The sequence below is a fragment of the Segatella copri genome (assembly GCF_019249765.2).
Taxonomy (GTDB): domain Bacteria; phylum Bacteroidota; class Bacteroidia; order Bacteroidales; family Bacteroidaceae; genus Prevotella; species Prevotella copri_K.
In genome coordinates this window covers 3,462,501-3,481,535 of sequence record NZ_CP152484.1, presented here as the reverse complement: position 1 = coordinate 3,481,535, position 19,035 = coordinate 3,462,501, and the positions used below count along the sequence as shown (strand labels likewise).

The following is a 19,035-nucleotide window of genomic DNA, read 5'->3' as shown; positions in this document are numbered from 1 at the left end:
TCGTGAAGTTCTTATGCCGTAAAGCGTATAAACGGATATACAAAAAGGTAAAACATAACCAATAAAAGCCCTTTTTCTTGCACAGTTTTTAAAATCTGTGCAAGAGAAAGGGCTTTTTGCGTTAATATGCTTTAAATATTTAATAAAATCAATAGTGAAATAGAACATTATAATTACCTTTGCGGACGTTTTTATTTAATATTATTAAGATGAAGAAACTAAAATTAGTTAGTTTAGCCATTGCGATGGCTTGTGCAACCCCATCTTTTGCAGGCGGTTTGCTCACCAACACCAATCAACATGTAGCATTCAACAGAATGATGAGCCGTGAGGCTTCAATTGGTATCGACGGTGTTTATTATAATCCAGCCGGAGTTGTATTCATGGGTGAAGGTCACCATCTCGCCATCAACTGGCAGTTGGCTTACCAGACACGTAGCATAGAAAATGATTATGCTCTGTTCAAAAACAATGTGAACAATCCTATTACTCCTCGTACTTTCAAGGGTGAGGCTTTTGCGCCTGTCATCCCTTCATTCCAGTATGCTTATAATAAAGGTAGCTGGTCACTTCAGGCTAGCTTCGCCCTCACAGGTGGCGGCGGCAAGTGTACCTTCGATAATGGTCTGGGCTCTTTCGAGAAGATCGTAGCTGAGACAGCAATGGCTGCTTGCGGTTTGGCAAGAACTGTTGACAACGTATTGGGCAATACACTTGGACAGCCAGGAATGCAAATGTTTACAACCGACCAAGCTTTCGGTCAGAGAGGCGAATATAGTTACAATAGCTATATGCATGGACGTCAGTACTATTATGGTCTCTCTGTAGGCGCTGCATACAAATTCAGCGACAATTTCAGCGCATTTGCAGGCGTACGTGGTGTCTATGCTTCAACAAACTACTATGGATATGTTGAAAACATCAAGGTAGGCAACATGCCTCTTTACAAGGTACTCGACCCTAACAAGGAAAATGCAGCCAACATTGAATTGAGCTGTGACCAGAGCGGCATCGGCTTTACTCCTATCATCGGTGTGGACTTCAAGACTGGCAAGTGGAACTTCTCTGCAAAATATGAGTTCAAGACTCGTATACGTTTGAAGAACAAGTCTGTAAATCAGGCTCCTAGTATCAGTGCTCTCCCAGACAACTTGTCCAGACAGATGGTTGGAACATTGACTCAGGTGTTCACAAATAAGGGTATGACTCCAGAGAAAGCTCTAGCCACTGCAACAAATACTACTCAAGCAGTTTTGACTAACGGTGATGTAGTAAAGACAATGGCTGGCTTGAAGACTCAGTTCGACACAGAGCTCGAAGAGGCTATCGGTGAATATGAGGATGGCAAGAAGATTGCGGGTGATATTCCTGCTTATCTGGCACTCGGTGTAGGTTACAGCCCTGTAAATGCAGTACGCGTAAACGTAGGTTTCCATTGGTTCGATGACAAGCACGCTACATCTTACAACAACCGACAGGAGAAGTTAAAGCGTGGTACATTGGAGTACAACGCAGGTGTCGAGGTAGACGTAAACAAGAAGATTACCTTGAGTACAGGCTGGCAGAACACCAACTATGGTTTGCCTGATGAGAACCTTGACACACCAGCTTCAAAAAGATACATGGACGACAAATCATTCGTTGTCAGTTCAAACTCTGTAGCAGTTGGTGGTGTATACCACATCAATAAGAAGATGCACTTGAACGTGGCTTATTTCCACACCTTCTATCAGCACAAGAAGACCTCTGAGAAGGTAGAACAAATAGGAAAGACCTACAGTTCAGACTACACACGTAACAACAACGTATTCGCAGTAGGTCTTGACATCAACTTCTAAACATAACTACAATTATCATAATTAAAAGGCTACCCGTTCTTGCAACAAGTAACGGATAGCCTTTTTCATTTTATTTACCAATCTTATTTTCTACCATTCTGCCAGAGAAAAGGAGGGGCAAGAGACTACAATGGGTCTACATCATAATAAATCTGCAGAGCTCCATATCTCGGATCCTTTCCCATCTGTTGCTGAGCAAACTTCAGATATTCTCTTACCTTCTGCTGGTCAATACCATTTTCCAGTTTGATAACAATCTTTCGGATGTTCATCGTCTTAACCCTTGCCACAGCAGGTTTATCGGGTCCCAACACACGCTCGCCAAACCAGCTTCTCAGCGTTTTGCTGAGCTCATGGCTAGCCTGTTCGCATACCTTATCATATTTATGTTTTACATACACATTAATCAGGTGGAAGAAAGGTGGATAATGAAAAGTTCTTCTCTCCTCCAGAATACCCTGATACAAGCCTTCATAATCATTATTCACCACCTGTCCGATTACAGGCAAGGTAGGATTCTTGGTCTGTAGAATCACCAAGCCACGCTTACCTTTTCTTCCTGCTCTACCACTCACCTGTGCCATCATCATGAAAGCATGCTCGTAGGCGCGGAAATCGGGATAGTTGAGCATTGAATCAGCATTCAGGATGCCAACTACACTCACCTTATCGAAATCAAGACCCTTAGAAACCATTTGCGTGCCTATGAGAAGATTCGTCCTGCCTTCAGAGAAGTCTGCGATAAGACGTTCGTAGGCATTTCGTGTACGTGTTGTATCCAAATCCATTCTGGCAATCTTGGCTTCCGGAAAGATTTCCGCTATCTGGTCTTCTATCTTCTCGGTACCAAAACCACGTCCCATGATTTCCGTACTGCCACAGTTAGGACATTCCGTAGGAACCGGATAAGTGTAACCACAATAATGGCAAGTCAGCAGGTTGATACTCTTATGCAACGTAAGCGAGACATCACAGTTCTTACATTTCGGCACCCAACCACATACCTTACATTCAACCATCGGCGCAAAACCACGACGATTCTGAAAGAGGATTGCCTGTTGCCCATTCTTCAAAGCCTCTCTTACTGCAGCCAAAAGCTGTGGAGAGAAAGGACCGCTCATCATCTTACGGCGGCGCAAGTCTTTTACATCTACCACCTGAATTTCCGGCAACTGAATACCTTTGTATCTTGTCTTCAGCTCTACCAGTCCATACTTGCCTTGCTGCGCATTATAATAACTCTCCATCGAAGGCGTAGCCGTACCCAATAAAGTCTTAGCCCCATACATCTTGGCAAGCACAATGGCAGCACTTCTGGCATGGTAGCGCGGAGCGGGATCCTGTTGTTTGAAGGAAGTCTCGTGCTCTTCGTCTATGATGACGAGTCCCAAATTCTTAAAAGGCAGGAAGACGGCACTTCTTGCACCCAGGATTACATCATAGGGCTGATCAGAGAGTTGTTTCTGCCAGATTTCTACACGCTCAGCATCACTATATTTAGAATGGTAGATGCCCAGCCGGTCGCCGAAAACTCTATGAAGGCGCTCCATGATTTGTACGGTCAGAGCGATTTCCGGCAGAAGATAGAGCACCTGCTTATGTTCCTCTATGGCTTTTCTGATAAGATGAATGTAGATTTCCGTCTTTCCGCTGGATGTCACACCATGAAGCAATACAACATCCTTTTTCATCATTTGCATCAGGATACCATTATAGGCATCTTGCTGAGCCAAGGAGAGAGGTTTAATCAGGTCTAGATGAGATTCTCCATTCGTATTCAATCGTCCTATTTCCAATTTATACGTAACAAGGATTCCTCTATTGATAAGTGCCTTGACAACAGCATCCGTACAATGGCTCTCATTCATCAGTTCTTCCTTGGTCACTTTTTTTATGCCTTCCCTAGGCGTATCGCCATCAAGACTGTCCCAATGCGAGAGACTCAGAAAGGTGGTTAAAGTTTTGGCTTGCTTCAAGGCTCTCTGCACCAGGTTGAGCGCTACATGAAGTGCCTGCTCACTACGGTACGTACTGGCAAGTTCTACATAGAGTTCCATCTTGGGCTTGAATTTCTCTGTAGACTTCAGACCACCAGGCATAGCAGCATTAAAGACATCGCCTAACGGAGCCATATAATAATAGCCAATCCATTGCCACAATCTCATCTGCTGAGGCAACAGCGAAGGCGTATTGTCAAGTACCGCCTCGACAGGTTTGCAGGAGAATGCAGGCTTATCATCATGCAGCCGGGTAGCCATTGCGATATATTTCTTACTTTTACCAAGAGGAACCAGCAAGCGTACCCCAGGCACAACTTTCCCTTCCATCCCATCAGGGACAGAATAAGTAAAGGTTCCGTCGAGCGGAAGGGGTAATATCACATCTACATATTTCATATCTAATCTTCTTTAACCTTGAAATATCCACCATTCAGACTTTCGACTTGCAAAGTTAGCAAAAAAAAAGCAGATACCCATCATCGGATACCTGCTTTTATATATTTTAAGATGTACTAGGCGAGACTATACGATGTTCTCACCCATAATCTGCCCTGTTCTTTTGCAAGATTAGAACCAATAACCCAAAGCAATCTGCCAACTGTTATTCTTACTGTTACCCTTCTCAGTAACATTGCTGCTTACATCCTTCCAGGTTGCATCTGCAGTCTTACCGCAAGCGATGTTGTAGTTTGCAGAGAGCTGGAGATGGCTCAGCAGGGTAACACCCAGACCTACGTTTACGCTGAAGTTAGATTTCTTCAAAGAATAAGAACTATTATCATTCCACTTGAAGTTCTTGTCACCAACATTGATGCCCCACTGTGGACCAGCGAAAACGAAAACATTAGCCAAGCTGCTCAAGCCGAAACCATAACGTACGTTTACAGGAATATTAAGAGATTTCTGAGTCATTGTTGTCTCTGCATCATTTACAGACACCTTAGCTTCCTTCTGATCGTACAAGGCAGCAGCATCAAAACTCAAGCCAACAATAGGGATAGTAACCTTTACCATTGGACCAACAAAGAAACCTGTCTTGTTAGATGCATCGAATACATCGTTACTCAAAGACATGTTAGTAACATCCAAACCGCCCTTCAAACCAAACTTAATCTGGGCATTAGCATTTGTAGCAAACATCATGGCTGCTACAACCATTAATACTGATAAAACTTTCTTCATTCTATATTTACTTTAATTCTTATATAAATTAATGACGCTCTCTACGAACCGTTACTCTAGCTGAGCCACCAGAAGAAATATTGCTTCCTCCTGATCTGCGTTTTTTAACAGTAGAAGTCTTAGCCGATTTAGATGCAGAACCACTTCTTCTGTTACGGCTTTTCTTCAGAGTCTTGGCATCCATATTCTTTTCTGCCTTGGCAATACTGTCAAGCGAATCCTTCCGAGCCTGATTACCCCAGATATTCTTCTCAAAGGCAGCCAACTCAGCTTCTATGCGTTTCTGTTCCTTCGCCATGGCCGTATCCGAAGGACAGTATTGTGCCAGGGTATTTCCCTGCATATTGTTGGTTTTGTAGATTTTACCCCGATACAGATTCTTGGTAAAATAATCTTCTGCACTCATCACAGCAGCATTGTTCACATTACTGGTCATCAGCTGCTGCTTAGCCAGGAAAGGAGCTAAGTCATCATACTTCACCCAGAAGAGCGGATACTTGTTTCCTACATCTCCAAAGTCATCATTACGGGTCATAATAGGGCACAAAGCCAATACCTTGGTATGGAAAGAAGCAGTTTTCTGGTCATAATAAGAAGTCTCCTTCACATAGTACGCCTTCACTTCTGCAGATGGAATATCGCTGTCATCAATATGCACCTTTCCATTATCAGTCTTCTCGTAGTAGATATGATAATTATCTACGAATGCTTTCGGAGTAAGACGGTTGGCAGCAGAAAAATCTTCATTACCATCCATACGATACTGATAAACAGGCACTCTACCCGTAAACATCAGTTTAAAGATATAGGTAAAGAGATTCATCTTACCATCTGTTGGCTCTACAGGATAATACAAGGCTGCATTGGCATCATCTGTGAGATTGAGTTCACGATAGATGTCTCTTCTCCAAACCACGTCCTCATCCATCGGGATGGCTGTAGGGAAATAAAGTTTGGCACGCAAGGTCATATTGTCAGCATTCGACTGTTGTGCCTTTTGCTGAGCCTGCTTTCTGCGAGCCGCTGGCTGTGCCATGATGCTCTGCACCATTCCCAAAAGCATGAATATGAATAATATCTTTTTCATTACATTGAACTTTGAACATTGAACTTTGAACTTTATGATAAGTAAAGCCGTTGAACTCTTCACTTACCTGACGATAACTTCCATTGCTGCCGGCAGATTTCGGGTAATTCCATCAGGACCTACAGCCTTGATATGCGAGATATAGAAGCGTCGGTTTCTTGACAGTTTTCTGAACTCTTCGCGCTGTCGTTCTGAGAAATTGGAACCCGCCGAAGCCAAAGGTATGGCATTTCCCATATTATCGAAGAATACGGTTTCGAAGCCCAGCACCTTAAACGGAATATCAAGGAGTCCGTCATCTATGGCTGCATGAATGCCTGGAGCACCCATCAGAGCACCTTTCGATAGAGCACCACCTCTAAATCTATCTGTACCCATCGCAATATAAGCTGTTGGGTCAGGAAGTTTTCTTACATGGAATACGAATGGAGGCAGACTTCTCACCTGTCCCTTATCGCGGGCTGTCACATGGATAGTAACATCCTTACCCACCGCTGAAGGTTTAGCCACGAAATGACCATTGCCCTTAGCTACGAAAGAACCACCTGTCATGGTTGCAGAGATAGCATTTGCCGGAACACCAGGAACGCTGATGCTGATAGGATTGGCATAGCCTGCATAGAGCACATTCATCAGGTCGGCAGCAACGGTAGCTGTATTAGGAACAGGCAATACGGTGTATTTCTGAACGAAATTGCGTCGCATCATCTCGCCATTCTTGCCTCTCATCAGAATGTAACCGCCAAACTGATGCTCACCTACGCCACCTGCCACAAAACTGTATCTGCCATTCTCGGCATTCAGCCTGCTACCATTCACATAGATTTCCGGGCGCTGTGTACTGTCTATTGCAGCCATCACCACATGCGAATTGAAACGTTCACCGGCATAGAGGGTTGTTTTCTCCGGAATAACGAATGCATCGAGTTCATTCACATTCAGTTCTACCAGATCTATATTTTTCTTCTCCTCATCCGATTTCTTCCCATCATCGGCAAGACTTTTCTTGATTTTCTCGACAACAGACTTGCCTTTGACACCGAATTCCTCATCTGTAGGAGTATTCAGCGCCAACATAGCCATCAGGATGACATACATCAGGTTAATCATCTTCTGGCGAGGCGAAACCGGTCTTTTCTTGATTGCCATGGATATAAATTTGCTTGATTCTATTTATTTTCTTCGTCTTTACTCTTCACTTGTTACATGAGGAGCCGCCACACGCATATTGATGGTCATGGCATCAATCATACGGGTATAAATCTTGTTCAACTGTTCTATCTGCTTTGCCATCATCTTGGTCTGCTCATTGATCTGGTCAATGGTACCAATCTGCTGGCTGGCACTCTTCAGCTGCATCTCGTATACTCTGCTGATACCTGTCAAGGTACGGTTCAGATTCTCCATCTCCTCGCTGTCACGAGTCAGTCGGCTACTCTGTTCGTTTACCTTACTCAAGGTTTCTACCAGGCTCTTCAACTGTTCTACGTAGCTGTTCTGAACTTCCACCACCTCAGGATTAAGTGGAGTCAGTTCTGGCGCAGCAGTCATTACAGGAGAGACAGGAGAAGCAACCTGAGGTTGAATGGTTTCAGAACGATTCTTGGCAGTCATCATTTCTTCAGCCGACACCTTTCCTTCCAGATACTCCTCTGTAGCATGGGTAGGCAAGTCTCTACCTTCGGCAGTCTTGTCGAAAGGACGGTCAAAAGCAGAAAGGAAGAACACGAGAATCTCGGTTCCCATACCTAAGAAAAGCATGAAATTGGCACCAGGAAGATGGGTCAACTTAAAGAGGGTACCAGCGATTACGATAGAGGCACCCCAACTGTAAGCATAGTTAAGGAATGTCTGACCCGGCACACTATCCATCCACTTCTGCAAGCGGTATACGATATTGAATTTGCTATAATAGCTCATATTATTTATCTCCTATTCTTATTCTTCAATGGTTTCTGTTTTCCGCTTGCCGTAGTAGCAAGACTTCTCACGCAACGGAATCCGATGTATGAGCGAGGCTGATTCTGGTACTCGAAAGTGCGCCATGCCGAACGGATAAACGACTCAGGGTCTTTCCAGGAACCACCTCTTACACTCTTCTTCTTCAAACGGTAAGGATCTTCTATGGCAGCATTATACTGTAAAGTTGGGTTAAAATCGCTCATTGCGTCAACACCCGCCTCTGTATAAACGGTACTTGTCCACTCTGCCACATTACCAGCCATATCGTAAAGTCCATTAGAATTTGGCGAATAGATAGCCACCTTGCTGGTTATCAGGTTGCCGTCTTTGGTATAGTTGCCCCTGTCTGGTTTGAAATTAGCATAAAAACAACCATCCCCGTTCTTTACATCCGCATTGTCCCAAGGAAATTCATTCTGGTTCTTGCCTCTTGCAGCATATTCCCATTCTGCCTCGGTTGGCAGACGGTAACGCTGCACATATCTTGCTTCAGGACCTAAGCCCTTCAACAGATAGTCTGTTCTCCAGGCACAGAAGGCATTTGCCTGTTCCCAGGTAACACCGACTACCGGATAGTCATTATACGCAGGATTGCTGAAATAACTTCTCAGATAGGTTTCATTCTCTGCATTTCTGAAGTCGTTTACCCAACAGGTAGTGTCAGGATAAACATTCACGATATAGGTATTCAGGAAATCCCATGGTCCTGAAAGCGGACGGTTGATAGTCTCACGCACCACTCTACCCTCATCATCGTAATAAGCGGTATCTTTCGAAATCATCACCACCTCGTCCGGATTTATCTTCACATCGGTGTTAAGGGTACGTTCCTGTGGATTCAGGCGGAACTTACGCTGAGCCGCAGCTGTATAATCATAGATTTCGTATTTATAGTTGAGCTGGCGCCAGTCGATGAGTTTTTCTCCTGTAACCGGATTGGTTTCATACAAACTTTCAAAAGCTCTCTGCTCATCCTCATTAGGCTTCTTAGGAAGCGCTTTCTTCCAGTTTACATGAGGCGTAACCGGATCGCCATTCTTATCTTCAGTAATCATGTAAGTCTCGTCGCCTCCATAAGCAGGATCAGCCAGACGGGTACGAAGAATAGAATCACGCACATAAGCCACAAACTGCTTATATTCTGAATTGGTGATTTCGGTATCATCCATCCAGAATCCATCCACCGACACATCCTTGCGTGGTGTTTTCATTCCCCAGAGTGAGTCTTGGGTCTCCATTCCCATTTTCAGGAAGCCACGGTTTATCTTTACCATACCATAAGGGGCTGGCTCTACAAAGCTTCTACCGCTCACGCCAACCACCTCGCCACCTCTGCCTGCAACAGAAGCTTGCTTGGCACCGAAGCAGCCGCTCAAGGTGAGCAATATAGCGAATGCACTAAGGAGCAATATACTTTTCTTCATTGTTTTATGATTCTACTATGTTCTTATTTCTATTTACATTATAATATTCTGACGCTCTGATGGCGGTTTCTGCCTTTCTTGGTCAGGTTGATATCGGTCTGATACCCTACAAAGAGTTCATGACTGCCATTTCCGGCACTGAGTTTGGAGGTGTATGCCTCGTAACTGTAACCAAGCACTACCCCATGAAAACTACCGCCTACCAGCATGGTTACCGATCTGTCCGGACTGTAGGTTACTCCACCATACAACATCCGTTTCTCATATTGGTAAACTAACCTTCCTGTCAGGTCGCCTCGCCATGTGGTACCATCTGTTGTAACAAGAACAGACGGCTTTATTGTTAAGAACGGATTTCTCAGTCGAATATTGTATCCACCAGTCAAATAATATGTGGCATCTATTTTCAATTCGTTGGTCTCACCTAGATTAATCGTAGGCGATGTAAGATGCTGGGCAGAAAGTCCTACATACCAAGCCTTATGCTGGTAATACAGACCCAGACTCAAATCCATTCCGCTTCCATTTACGTCTGAAGTAGAAAAGGCTGGGTCACCACTTTCTCCCAAATCCACCTTGCTACCATCAAACTTCTCACTCAGCATACCTCCTTGTACACCCACGCTCAGCGTTCCACCCAGGAGTTTATTCTGCAAAGCATACTGTAAAGCCAGCCGCTGATGAGTAAAAAGACCAATCTGGTCATTCTGTAGCGACAAGCCTACTCCATGCCTGTGATTGAACAGGAAGAAAGGCATGTCAGCCGCCACCTGAAAGGTACGGGGGTTATGTTCGAATCCAGCCATATCAAGTGCGTAGGCCGCCGTAACATTGAGTTTCGACTGCTTACCCACAGCAGCAGGATTGAATGATGGTTCCAGGTCAAAATAATGACTGAAGGAAGGATCATACTGTGCCCTCATTTCGAGCACCCCCACTAGCAGAATCCATATAATGATAAATCTTTTCAACACAATAAGATAACGGAATTTCTTACACATTATTATATATAAGCAAGAAACATCAAGCACTTATAGTCTTCCAACTTTTATATTGAACATTTTATTAAGGAGTAAAAGTCGCTAAAAGGCTTTTCTAAACCTATCTTGCAACTCCTTGATTCGCTCTAAAAGTTTTTCGAAAGATAAAGTCTGACCATAGATAAAGTGGTTACACATCTCTGCATAATCACCTTCCCAATCCTTCATCAACTCTTGCCTAGGAACGAAATCAATCTCACTAGGCATCAACTTAGAATAATCTACATACCCAACAGCATAGTATATGGAACGATGCTTAACTATACGCTCATACAAATCAATATCCTGCAGGGCTTGTTTGCCAAATCCTGTATCCATCAAGCGTTCGAGATCATAAAGATGTCTAGACATTCGGACATGACGAGGAGTCTGTTTCTGAAACTCCTCGCATAGCAGGAATGCCTTCTCCAGGAATGTTCGTGTAGGTACAACTGTCCTGATAGTAGCTGTAGCCGCCGCATCTTCTCCAGGGAAAGTCTGCTCAATATATGATGAAATCAAACGGTCTTCCGTAGGCTCGTTCATAGACAAGCAACTAATCTCTATCTTTACTCTTGGCGGAATATACTCTATCGTATGACCAAGCATAGACTCATAATGAACGAGAATGACAGATGGATCCTTATCACTTGCAACAGGACTTGCCTTACCATCCTCATCAAATTCCTCTACTACATTTTCTATATAGTATCCTTCCACACCAAGTTTCTTTAGATTTTCATCCAACTCTGCAGAAACTGTATCAAGAAAATACCTACGTGCCTTCTTGCGAAGTTTTTCACGCTGATTCTTTGTCGTCTTCTCTATACCGAAGAATTCATGGTTTACAGATAAATCTATATCCTCACTGAATCTTTCTATCAAATTCCATCCTTTACTGAGACTTGTACCTCCCTTAAAGATGAGTTGATCTGCACATGAACATTTGAAAAGAGCGTTGAGCACCACAGTTACCCACCAGTCCTTTTCAATTGCAACCTGATTAATACGAAACTTCTCTTCCGCACGTTGCAACATTGCTATTCGTTCATCTATTGTGTGATTTAACCAAAGTGTCATAATACTCGTTTTTATCTATAATATCAGTTATCAGCTTTCTCATCCATACTGGCATGAGAGTAAGATCTTGTACAAACAAGTCTTTATGTTCCTCTTCATTGACCAATTTTCTAATGGTAGAGAGTTCTTGATTACCTACATTCTTTTGTCCTAATGTTCTAAGAGCTTGTACAAGAAGCGCTGCCAACACTGTCTGAAAAGCAAAGTTCTTAGGAACACTTCTCTTCAACTCTATAGTCCGATTACCTAGAGTCAAGACTCTTCCACTTCCCGATGTCAGATAAGTATATTTTGTAGGCACCTGTGTTGAGAGTCCAAGTTTGTTGAGCGCTGTAACTCCTGAAGGTTGTATTTGTACCTTATCTCGCTGGGCTATAGCCATCACCATTTCATCTATTGATGGATAGACTATCCCAAATCGGGTATTCTTAGGGCGAAGATAAACCCCATTAGCTAATCGAACTATATTTCCCTTTTTTTCTTCTACAGAAAGTGCACGACTTACCACCTTCTCATTATCATTGATGTCAGAGAAGTCTGAGATGAAGAGAATCTGCCCTTCACTTGTCTCGTATATACGGTTTGCTATTTCTGCCATATCGTTTTCTTTCTTTAATGGTGCAAAAATACAAAAAATCAGCGATATGTGTAACACCCCGCCGATTTAATTAACTTTTTTTATGTAGAAAACTTTGCAAATATTTTCCACAATCACTTATTTTTATTCACTCTTAGCTGTCTGTGGTACTCACGGCTCTTGCGTTGTAGTTCTTCCTTATGACTGGCATAATATCGACGTTGATACTCTTTTTTCGTGGCAGTTTTTCACTCTTTAAGAGACATACAGGCAAATTCTCCGAATGAATCTGGATACTGCTTGATTATTGCAGTAAAGACTGCGGACAAGACCTGCACGACAATGGAGTTTCCGGCTCGCCAATATAGAGAATAGTCAGAAGTCTTACGATGACGACCATTTATAAACATAAGTTTCGCTATTTGTTCTTTTGTGTAACCTTCTTTACCTCAAATCCGCAACCTATAGGGTTTAGTGGGATTTTGCTTGCAAAGCGACAAAATTCATTTTATTGTACATATTTCTTGCACAACAGAAATGTCGCAGACACAAAATCCCCTTACCCCATAAAGCGACTTGAGGTAATACGCTGGTTTAACCAGAAAAGCATGGTCTTTAACCAAAGTCTGTCTTGAACAGGTTGGCATAAGCATTGTTGTCTGAGTAAATGTTCAATACATGCCTACGTGATGTCTTAATCCATTTCGCAGGAACAGAGATGAACTTGAAAACAAAGGTCTTGATTCTGCTGGTGGCACGCAATCCAAATTCATGGGTTTTCAATCTCTGCATAATAGCTTTGTAGAAGTTTCTGATGAGAGCTGTCATAAGCAGGAATAAAGTATTCTGTGCCATGAACGATTTTGGCAATCGGTTCCAGCCAAAGCCATTGTTCATGTCATCGAAGATGCGTTCCTTGCCACCACGAAGATTGTAGAATTCCACGATGTCTCTTGCACTCGACTTGTAATCGTTAGCCAGTATACATCTGTAGGTATATTCGCCTTCCCAAATGTCAAGGTCTCCATCTATTCGCCTTTGTCTCTGTATGACAAGACGATACGGTTTTCCTTTCCATTTCTCAACAAGGATAGAATTCAACTCAAACTCAATACCGTTGATTTCAACAGTTTTCCATCCAGTTAAGGCAAACATGGAATCGTAGAAAGAAGAGCATCTGTTGGCACGAATATAAAAATGCCTGCAATGAGCCTCTACCATATCTACGATTTCCTCCGAACATGAGCCGCAATCCATGCGGGCACGAGAAATATATATTTCCGAAGCCTCCAATCGCTTGAAGATTCTTTCCAAAGTTTCTTTTTGGTTGAAGCGCACGTTTGTGTTGCCGTCTCTATTTTCAATACCAACAATCATGTCGTTAATGACAGCTACGCCTGGACTATAGCCCAAGAACTTCTTGTAGGTTGGTTTTGCATCATACTTCTCTGTTTCAATGAACTGATGGTCAAAGTCAAAATCATACTCTTGACCGGATTTCAATTGACCAGTAGCAAGCAGGGCATTGACCAGTAAGCAGTTCATCTTGTCTGCAGTATTGAAATCATAGGATTTGCCAGAAGCAGACTTATAGGTGATGCTCTTAAAAGTCAGTTCTTCGATAGCACGTAATATGGTGTCTGCGCTGCAAGTGCGAAGAGTTGGATGAAGAGACAAATGTTTCATCAGGTGAGTTGTAACATCCTCAATACATGAGCCACCACAAAGATATACGCACATCAGAGAGCGTAGAATCTCGCTATATTGATAACCAAACATAGTGCATCTCAATCCCAAGGTGGAATCTATGGTTTGAGCTAAAAGAGCATCAAATTGCTCCATAATCGAAAAAATTCCCCCAAAAGGAGTGAGTTTCTCAGATTTTATTTGTATCTTTGCCATGTCATATTAGAGTTTTGCTTGTCTTCTTTTCGCAACACTAAGGTAAGTGAAAATTCTGACGTGGCAAAATCCTGGGTAACTTTTTGTTGCTCAGGCACTTATAAATAATGTTAAATATAGTGTTGCGGAATTAAGGAACATGAAAAAAAACAGAAAAAAGCAAATCGTAGTTTTGTGTATAGCTTTAGTTTGCATCTTCATCTTGGTGTTCTCATTGTCCCATAAATCAGCTACAAAAGGTAGCGCGAATCCTCCATTAACAGATGTTTTGACTGATAGCATTTCTCAGATTGTCTCGGCTTGTCCTGGTGAAATTGGTGTGGCGGTTATTATTAATAACACAGATACGGTTAGTGTTAATAATAAAAGCATTTATCCTATGATGAGTGTATTTAAGGTTCATCAGGCATTAGCTCTTTGCAATGATTTTGACAAAAAAGGCCTTTCCCTTGATACCTTGGTAAAGATAAATAGGGAAAAACTTGATCCAAAGACATGGAGCCCTATGATGAAAGATTATTCAGCACCAGTTATATCGTTGACAGTAAGAGATCTGTTGCGCTATACTCTTTCCCAGAGCGACAATAATGCAAGCAATATCATGTTTAAGAATATGCTCAATACTGCACAAACAGACAGTTTTATAGCGAAACTCATACCACATTCGAGTTTTCAGATAGCTTATACAGAAGAGGAAATGTCCGCTGACCATGACAAAGCTTACTCTAATTACACATCTCCTCTTGGTGCTGCAATGTTGATGAATCGTTTGTTTACAGAAAGTCTTATCAGTAATGAGAAACAAGATTTCATTAAGAATGCATTGAAAGAATGTAAAACAGGTATAGATAGGATAGTAGCTCCACTTCTTGATAAAGAAGGGGTTGTAATAGCACATAAGACAGGTTCTGGTGATGTCAATGAAAATGGTATTCTTGCAGCTCAGAATGATGTAGCCTATATATGTCTGCCTAATAAGGTCTGCTATACCTTAGCTGTATTTGTTAAGGATTTCAAGGGAAATGAATCACAAGCGTCACAATTTGTTGCGCATATATCAGCGGTAGTATATTCTTTATTAATCAATACTGCGTTAAATTAATATTTAATCGTCTGTAAATCAATAACTTATATTAAGAAGTGCTTATGAAAACTTAACTGTAAAAAGTTGGTCAAGTCGCTGATTTTCAGTAACTTTGTAGATCACGACAAATACAATATTACATGAATACAGGACTTGACCAATATATGGATATCTTTAAAGATGCAGTTGAAGATTCAGCTGCAAAGATAACAAAAAGTTTCGAGAAAATACTCATCGAGGTGATAATTTTGTTCATGGTAATACCAAGAAAGATAAATTTCACCCAAATGGGGAGGTATGGCTTGCATGTTGAGCAAACCTATCGCAACGCATTCGGCTTGAAAAAGTCGAAGTGCATTGATTGGCTCAAACTTAATGTCTCACTTGCCAAGCGCTTCTTGGGTAAACAGGGAAGATGGGCTATTGCCATTGATCCCAGCTACATCAGTAAAGCTGGCAAGAAAACACCACATATCGGTCGTTTTTGGTCAGGATGTGCTCAGTCTGTTAAACATGGTCTCGAAATCATGGGTATTGGACTCATTGATATTGATACCAAAGACTGCATGATGTTAAGAGCCCACCAGTCGCTAAATAATAAAGAACTGAGTCTTAGAAACAAGACTATGGTAGATTTCTATATCAGCGTCATTAAGCGTTACCGCAAGGAACTTCTTAAACTCTCAACCCTCATAGTTGCAGATGCTTACTTCTCTACAAGTACATTTGTTAATGGGATAAAGAAAGAAGGTTTCTCTTTGATAAGCCGCTTTCGTGACAATGCTTGTCTCTTTTATGTCTATACTGGTCCACGTACAGGAAAACGTGATCGCCCCAAGACCAAGGATGGCAAGATTGATATGAAGAATCTTGACCTCACTCGAATGGAGAAGATGGAGATGAAAGATATAGAAGGAACAGCTTATACTTTGATTGCCTATTCCAAGGCACTCAAGTGTAAAGTTAGACTTGTCATCTGGCAGATGCCGAATGGCAAGAAGAAACTATTCTTCTCTACAGACACCTCACTTTCGGGTGAAGAGGTACTTCTTTATTATAGAACCAGGTTTCAGATCGAATTTTGCTTTCGTGACGCCAAGGCTATACTGGTCTTATGGACTGCCAGGCTCGCGATAAGTGGAAACTCGATTTTGCTTTCAATGCTTCGTTCACATCACTAAATGTTGCCAAGGTAACTATGAAGGAGATGGGAATGGAATATTCTATGTCTTCATTCAAGTCACTGATGACCAACATTTATCTGGTGAAACGAATTTTTAAAGCAAGCGGGTACACCCCGAACCGAACTTTAATTAGCAAGATTTTCAAAGATCTCTCGTGCTTACAGCGTATAGCTGCTTAGCACATTATTGAATTATTAACGAACTATTGTACAAAATCAAGTCCGTTTCATTGCAAAATACTGCATAAAAGACTATAATTCAACTGTTTCAAAGATCGAATTGCCCTTTTTTATTGGACAGTAGTGAAATCGATTGACAAGACATGGAATCAGATTTAGCTATCTTTGCATCCCAAATGCATAATATAAAAGTACGCTACCACATTGTGGGAAAACAAGAAGAGTTGCAAGAGATATATGACCTCTATCAGACTTTCATACAGAAAGAACGCCCTGCTATGGAAGAAGACGAGGCCGATGATTGGGAAGGAAACATCATCTTAGCTCTTGGTGTGGACTATGGGACTTGCAATCTCTGTGGTAATATCAAGAAATGCGAACTTTCAGAAGGCTTTCTCTATATAGAAGCGGAAGAACTCGCATTGATTACTGACTTCCGCGTTCTTCTCAAAAATCGTTTCAAGGATTTGGAAATCTATTTCGCTACAGAAGATCCAGAAAACGAAACATATGTGACCAATGATGCAGATGGCAAGCATTTTCACGACCTGCCTGATGATCATTTCATAGCTCCATTAGATTATTGACGTATGGGACCAAAAACATTTCTAGCAGCTCTAATGTGCCTAATCATCGTAGCCCTCATGTGCTCACCCATTTTCCTCGTATGGCACGGTTTTACTATGGGCGGTTCAGTAATAGTCAGAATAGCATTTATCGTGATAGGGCTCATTCTATTGCGTTTATTCAAGCCAATTTCTAATCTTACTGGCAAGGACTACAAGATATTCTGATAGTTTCGACTATAAAGGCTACAAATTTGATCGAAGGTGGTATCACTCTGTTTAGCGTGATACCACCTTCTTTTGTTTGGCATTCATATCAGGAATGAAGCAGAAGCCAAGTTTGCTTACTACAGTCGCAAGGTTGTCTGGCAAGAATTCTGCATAAACTCGCTCTGTGACGCCTGTTGAAGCGTGACCTAACAATCTGCTTATCTCACTGATTTCAGCTCCGTGTGCAAGCGCTAAAACTGCCCAAGTGTGTCTTGATACATGGAAAGTCAAGTCTTGATTCCATTTTAAATCATGAGATATACAGCGAAGCGAAGTATTGATGGTATTATTCCAGGAATTTCTACGACGGTATATCGCCTCATGGTCATTTATATCGAAGTTCTCTGGCAATAGATCAAAAACAAAGACTTTGTTTCTACCCTTCCATTTTTCAAGAATACGAATGAGTGGTTCACTCAAAGGTATGGTATTTCGGTTTCTCGTCTTGACTTGTATTTTACTGATGAAATTCTTGTTGAAATCAATGTCTTTCCATCGGAGCGTCATCACATCAACCATTCGCATACCGCAAGCATGGAAGGCAAACAGCCACATCTCCAAAAACTCTTTTCGTCGAGGCTGTTCGATGGTATTATAAACGGAAACTAACTCAGCAAGTCTCTCTTCAGTGAGATACTTGATATTCCTCTCTTCTTCATCAAGCCGGTCCTCTTCTTTCATATACAAGTCCTGGAGAGATGCATTAAGCTGATGAGAGATATAACCTAACTGACAAGCATATTCACACGCCTGAAGAATCGGACATAGAGTCTTGTTGACTGTTGTTGCTTTCTTTTTTGCCAAGAGTCGATACTTACGGAAGTCAAGCAATAAGTCTTCACTAATATCTGAGACATAAATGAATTCCTTATGCTCACCATGTGTACCTTTGTGTTCAAGCAACAGGTATTCCTCAAACTGATTGAGATATGAAATACCATTCTTGCAAGTACTGAAACCTATCTTACCTTTTTCATAACGTCTTTCCATCAACTCTTTAGCAAACTCTATGAAGTCTTTTCCTTCATCAGGTCGCAAAGCATTGTCATTGTCTTCGAGAAAAGATCGAATCACATCACAAGTAATATGTTGATGCATTTCATAATACTTATGTATCTTCACATCTATGTCTTCGATACGCTTATGAAGAGCATGATTATAATACTTATAGTCAATATCAGTCGTGGCACGTATTTCACCAATACCGCAATAGCCTTTCTCATTCCATTCCTTTACTGACACACTTATACCAGTTGATTTACGAATAGAATCAGCATGCCAATTGTATTCTATATACAATGGATACTTTTTACCAGACTGCACCATCTTTGGTATACGCAGTCTCAATCGTCCTTTCGGATAAAGTCTTGAAATTCTTCCCATATTAAAATACCTTTTTATTAATTATGGCACTATGTACGCGAAGATAGTAGAAAAGTTTATCATATCACTCCTTTTTTATAAACTTCAGATGATTTTAGTATGAAGTAAGGAGAATAATAAGAGAAGAAAAGATGAAATTAACCGATCAGAAAAGAAAGAATTTCAGGATATACCGATTATTGATCATTTAATTATGTAAAATAAGGCCATTAGAACGGTAAAATTGGCGGTAAAAGACGGCAAAAAGCCATATAGGAATTTCATGAGAAATCACCTATATGGCTCATTTCCATTATCT

Annotated in this window: 14 protein-coding genes and 1 pseudogene; 4 read left to right on the top strand and 11 right to left on the bottom strand. The window is 41.6% G+C overall.

The annotated features are described in order from the left end of the window. Positions 1-209 precede the first annotated feature (209 nt). Positions 210-1,838 carry an OmpP1/FadL family transporter gene (locus KUA46_RS14675; protein WP_217745859.1) on the top strand — a complete coding sequence of 543 codons (1,629 nt, stop codon included), beginning with the start codon at positions 210-212 and terminating at the stop codon, positions 1,836-1,838. A gap of 125 nt (positions 1,839-1,963) precedes the next feature. On the opposite strand, the gene priA is transcribed toward KUA46_RS14675, so the two are convergent. The 10 genes and pseudogenes from priA to KUA46_RS14625 form a co-directional block, all read right to left on the bottom strand. Beyond that, entirely contained in the window at positions 1,964-4,234 is a 2,271-nt protein-coding gene (gene priA / locus KUA46_RS14670; RefSeq protein WP_218487289.1) for a replication restart helicase PriA, read from the bottom strand. A gap of 171 nt (positions 4,235-4,405) precedes the next feature. Beyond that, the gene (locus tag KUA46_RS14665) at positions 4,406-5,020 is read right to left on the bottom strand and encodes an outer membrane beta-barrel protein (RefSeq protein ID WP_153093116.1); all 615 of its coding nucleotides are present in this window, start codon (positions 5,018-5,020) and stop codon (positions 4,406-4,408) included. Between the two features lie 28 nt (positions 5,021-5,048). Beyond that, on the bottom strand, positions 5,049-6,107 hold the full coding sequence (gene gldN / locus KUA46_RS14660) for a gliding motility protein GldN (RefSeq protein ID WP_153093115.1): 1,059 nt from the start codon (positions 6,105-6,107) through the stop codon (positions 5,049-5,051). Between the two features lie 63 nt (positions 6,108-6,170). Beyond that, a pseudogene (gldM, locus tag KUA46_RS14655) lies at positions 6,171-7,067 on the bottom strand (gliding motility protein GldM); the annotation flags it as partial. Positions 7,068-7,295: 228 nt separating this feature from the next. Next, positions 7,296-8,027, bottom strand: a complete 732-nt coding sequence (gldL, locus tag KUA46_RS14650) for a gliding motility protein GldL (RefSeq protein WP_218487288.1) — start codon at positions 8,025-8,027, stop codon at positions 7,296-7,298. A 5-nt stretch (positions 8,028-8,032) separates the two neighbouring features. After that, positions 8,033-9,493, bottom strand: coding sequence for an SUMF1/EgtB/PvdO family nonheme iron enzyme (locus KUA46_RS14645; RefSeq protein ID WP_218434859.1), 1,461 nt, complete (start codon positions 9,491-9,493; stop codon positions 8,033-8,035). Between the two features lie 38 nt (positions 9,494-9,531). Next, positions 9,532-10,494 carry a PorP/SprF family type IX secretion system membrane protein gene (locus tag KUA46_RS14640; RefSeq protein ID WP_218487287.1) on the bottom strand — a complete coding sequence of 321 codons (963 nt, stop codon included), beginning with the start codon at positions 10,492-10,494 and terminating at the stop codon, positions 9,532-9,534. A gap of 81 nt (positions 10,495-10,575) precedes the next feature. Next, the gene (locus KUA46_RS14635) at positions 10,576-11,592 is read right to left on the bottom strand and encodes a nucleotidyl transferase AbiEii/AbiGii toxin family protein (RefSeq protein ID WP_218487286.1); all 1,017 of its coding nucleotides are present in this window, start codon (positions 11,590-11,592) and stop codon (positions 10,576-10,578) included. After that, the gene (locus KUA46_RS14630) at positions 11,561-12,190 is read right to left on the bottom strand and encodes a DUF6088 family protein (protein ID WP_153092397.1); all 630 of its coding nucleotides are present in this window, start codon (positions 12,188-12,190) and stop codon (positions 11,561-11,563) included. The genes KUA46_RS14635 and KUA46_RS14630 overlap by 32 nt, the downstream gene beginning before the upstream one ends. Positions 12,191-12,784: 594 nt before the next feature. Next, positions 12,785-14,071, bottom strand: a complete 1,287-nt coding sequence (locus KUA46_RS14625) for an IS1380 family transposase (RefSeq protein WP_153139710.1) — start codon at positions 14,069-14,071, stop codon at positions 12,785-12,787. Between the two features lie 139 nt (positions 14,072-14,210). On the opposite strand from KUA46_RS14625, the gene KUA46_RS14620 reads away from it, so the two are divergent. The 3 genes from KUA46_RS14620 to KUA46_RS14610 all read left to right on the top strand — a co-directional run bounded on the left by KUA46_RS14620 (position 14,211) and on the right by KUA46_RS14610 (position 17,105). Beyond that, complete coding sequence (locus KUA46_RS14620) at positions 14,211-15,173, top strand: CfxA family broad-spectrum class A beta-lactamase (protein WP_118117378.1); 963 nt, start codon at positions 14,211-14,213, stop codon at positions 15,171-15,173. Between the two features lie 122 nt (positions 15,174-15,295). After that, positions 15,296-16,336 (top strand): transposase, encoded by a 1,041-nt coding sequence (locus KUA46_RS14615; protein ID WP_004307676.1) that lies wholly within the window; start codon positions 15,296-15,298, stop codon positions 16,334-16,336. 325 nt (positions 16,337-16,661) lie between these two features. After that, positions 16,662-17,105: a hypothetical protein gene (locus KUA46_RS14610; protein WP_147347302.1), complete on the top strand. Its 444-nt coding sequence runs from the start codon at positions 16,662-16,664 to the stop codon at positions 17,103-17,105. A 258-nt stretch (positions 17,106-17,363) separates the two neighbouring features. Here KUA46_RS14610 and KUA46_RS14605 read toward each other — a convergent pair whose 3' ends face one another. Then, a complete protein-coding gene (locus KUA46_RS14605) occupies positions 17,364-18,737 on the bottom strand; it encodes a tyrosine-type recombinase/integrase (RefSeq protein ID WP_153092656.1) in 1,374 nt (457 codons plus the stop codon). Between the last annotated feature and the right edge of the window lie 298 nt (positions 18,738-19,035).

Excerpts from the sequence above, each read along its gene's own strand:
- KUA46_RS14605 (WP_153092656.1), bottom strand. The coding sequence starts at position 18,737 with ATGGGAAGAATTTCAAGACTTTATCCGAAAGGACGATTGAGACTGCGT.
- priA (WP_218487289.1), bottom strand. The coding sequence starts at position 4,234 with ATGAAATATGTAGATGTGATATTACCCCTTCCGCTCGACGGAACCTTT.
- KUA46_RS14665 (WP_153093116.1), bottom strand. The coding sequence starts at position 5,020 with ATGAAGAAAGTTTTATCAGTATTAATGGTTGTAGCAGCCATGATGTTT.
- KUA46_RS14625 (WP_153139710.1), bottom strand. The coding sequence starts at position 14,071 with ATGGCAAAGATACAAATAAAATCTGAGAAACTCACTCCTTTTGGGGGA.
- KUA46_RS14645 (WP_218434859.1), bottom strand. The coding sequence starts at position 9,493 with ATGAAGAAAAGTATATTGCTCCTTAGTGCATTCGCTATATTGCTCACC.
- KUA46_RS14635 (WP_218487286.1), bottom strand. The coding sequence starts at position 11,592 with ATGACACTTTGGTTAAATCACACAATAGATGAACGAATAGCAATGTTG.
- KUA46_RS14675 (WP_217745859.1), top strand. The coding sequence starts at position 210 with ATGAAGAAACTAAAATTAGTTAGTTTAGCCATTGCGATGGCTTGTGCA.
- KUA46_RS14620 (WP_118117378.1), top strand. The coding sequence starts at position 14,211 with ATGAAAAAAAACAGAAAAAAGCAAATCGTAGTTTTGTGTATAGCTTTA.
- gldN (WP_153093115.1), bottom strand. The coding sequence starts at position 6,107 with ATGAAAAAGATATTATTCATATTCATGCTTTTGGGAATGGTGCAGAGC.
- KUA46_RS14615 (WP_004307676.1), top strand. The coding sequence starts at position 15,296 with ATGAATACAGGACTTGACCAATATATGGATATCTTTAAAGATGCAGTT.
- KUA46_RS14640 (WP_218487287.1), bottom strand. The coding sequence starts at position 10,494 with ATGTGTAAGAAATTCCGTTATCTTATTGTGTTGAAAAGATTTATCATT.
- KUA46_RS14610 (WP_147347302.1), top strand. The coding sequence starts at position 16,662 with ATGGAATCAGATTTAGCTATCTTTGCATCCCAAATGCATAATATAAAA.
- gldL (WP_218487288.1), bottom strand. The coding sequence starts at position 8,027 with ATGAGCTATTATAGCAAATTCAATATCGTATACCGCTTGCAGAAGTGG.
- KUA46_RS14630 (WP_153092397.1), bottom strand. The coding sequence starts at position 12,190 with ATGGCAGAAATAGCAAACCGTATATACGAGACAAGTGAAGGGCAGATT.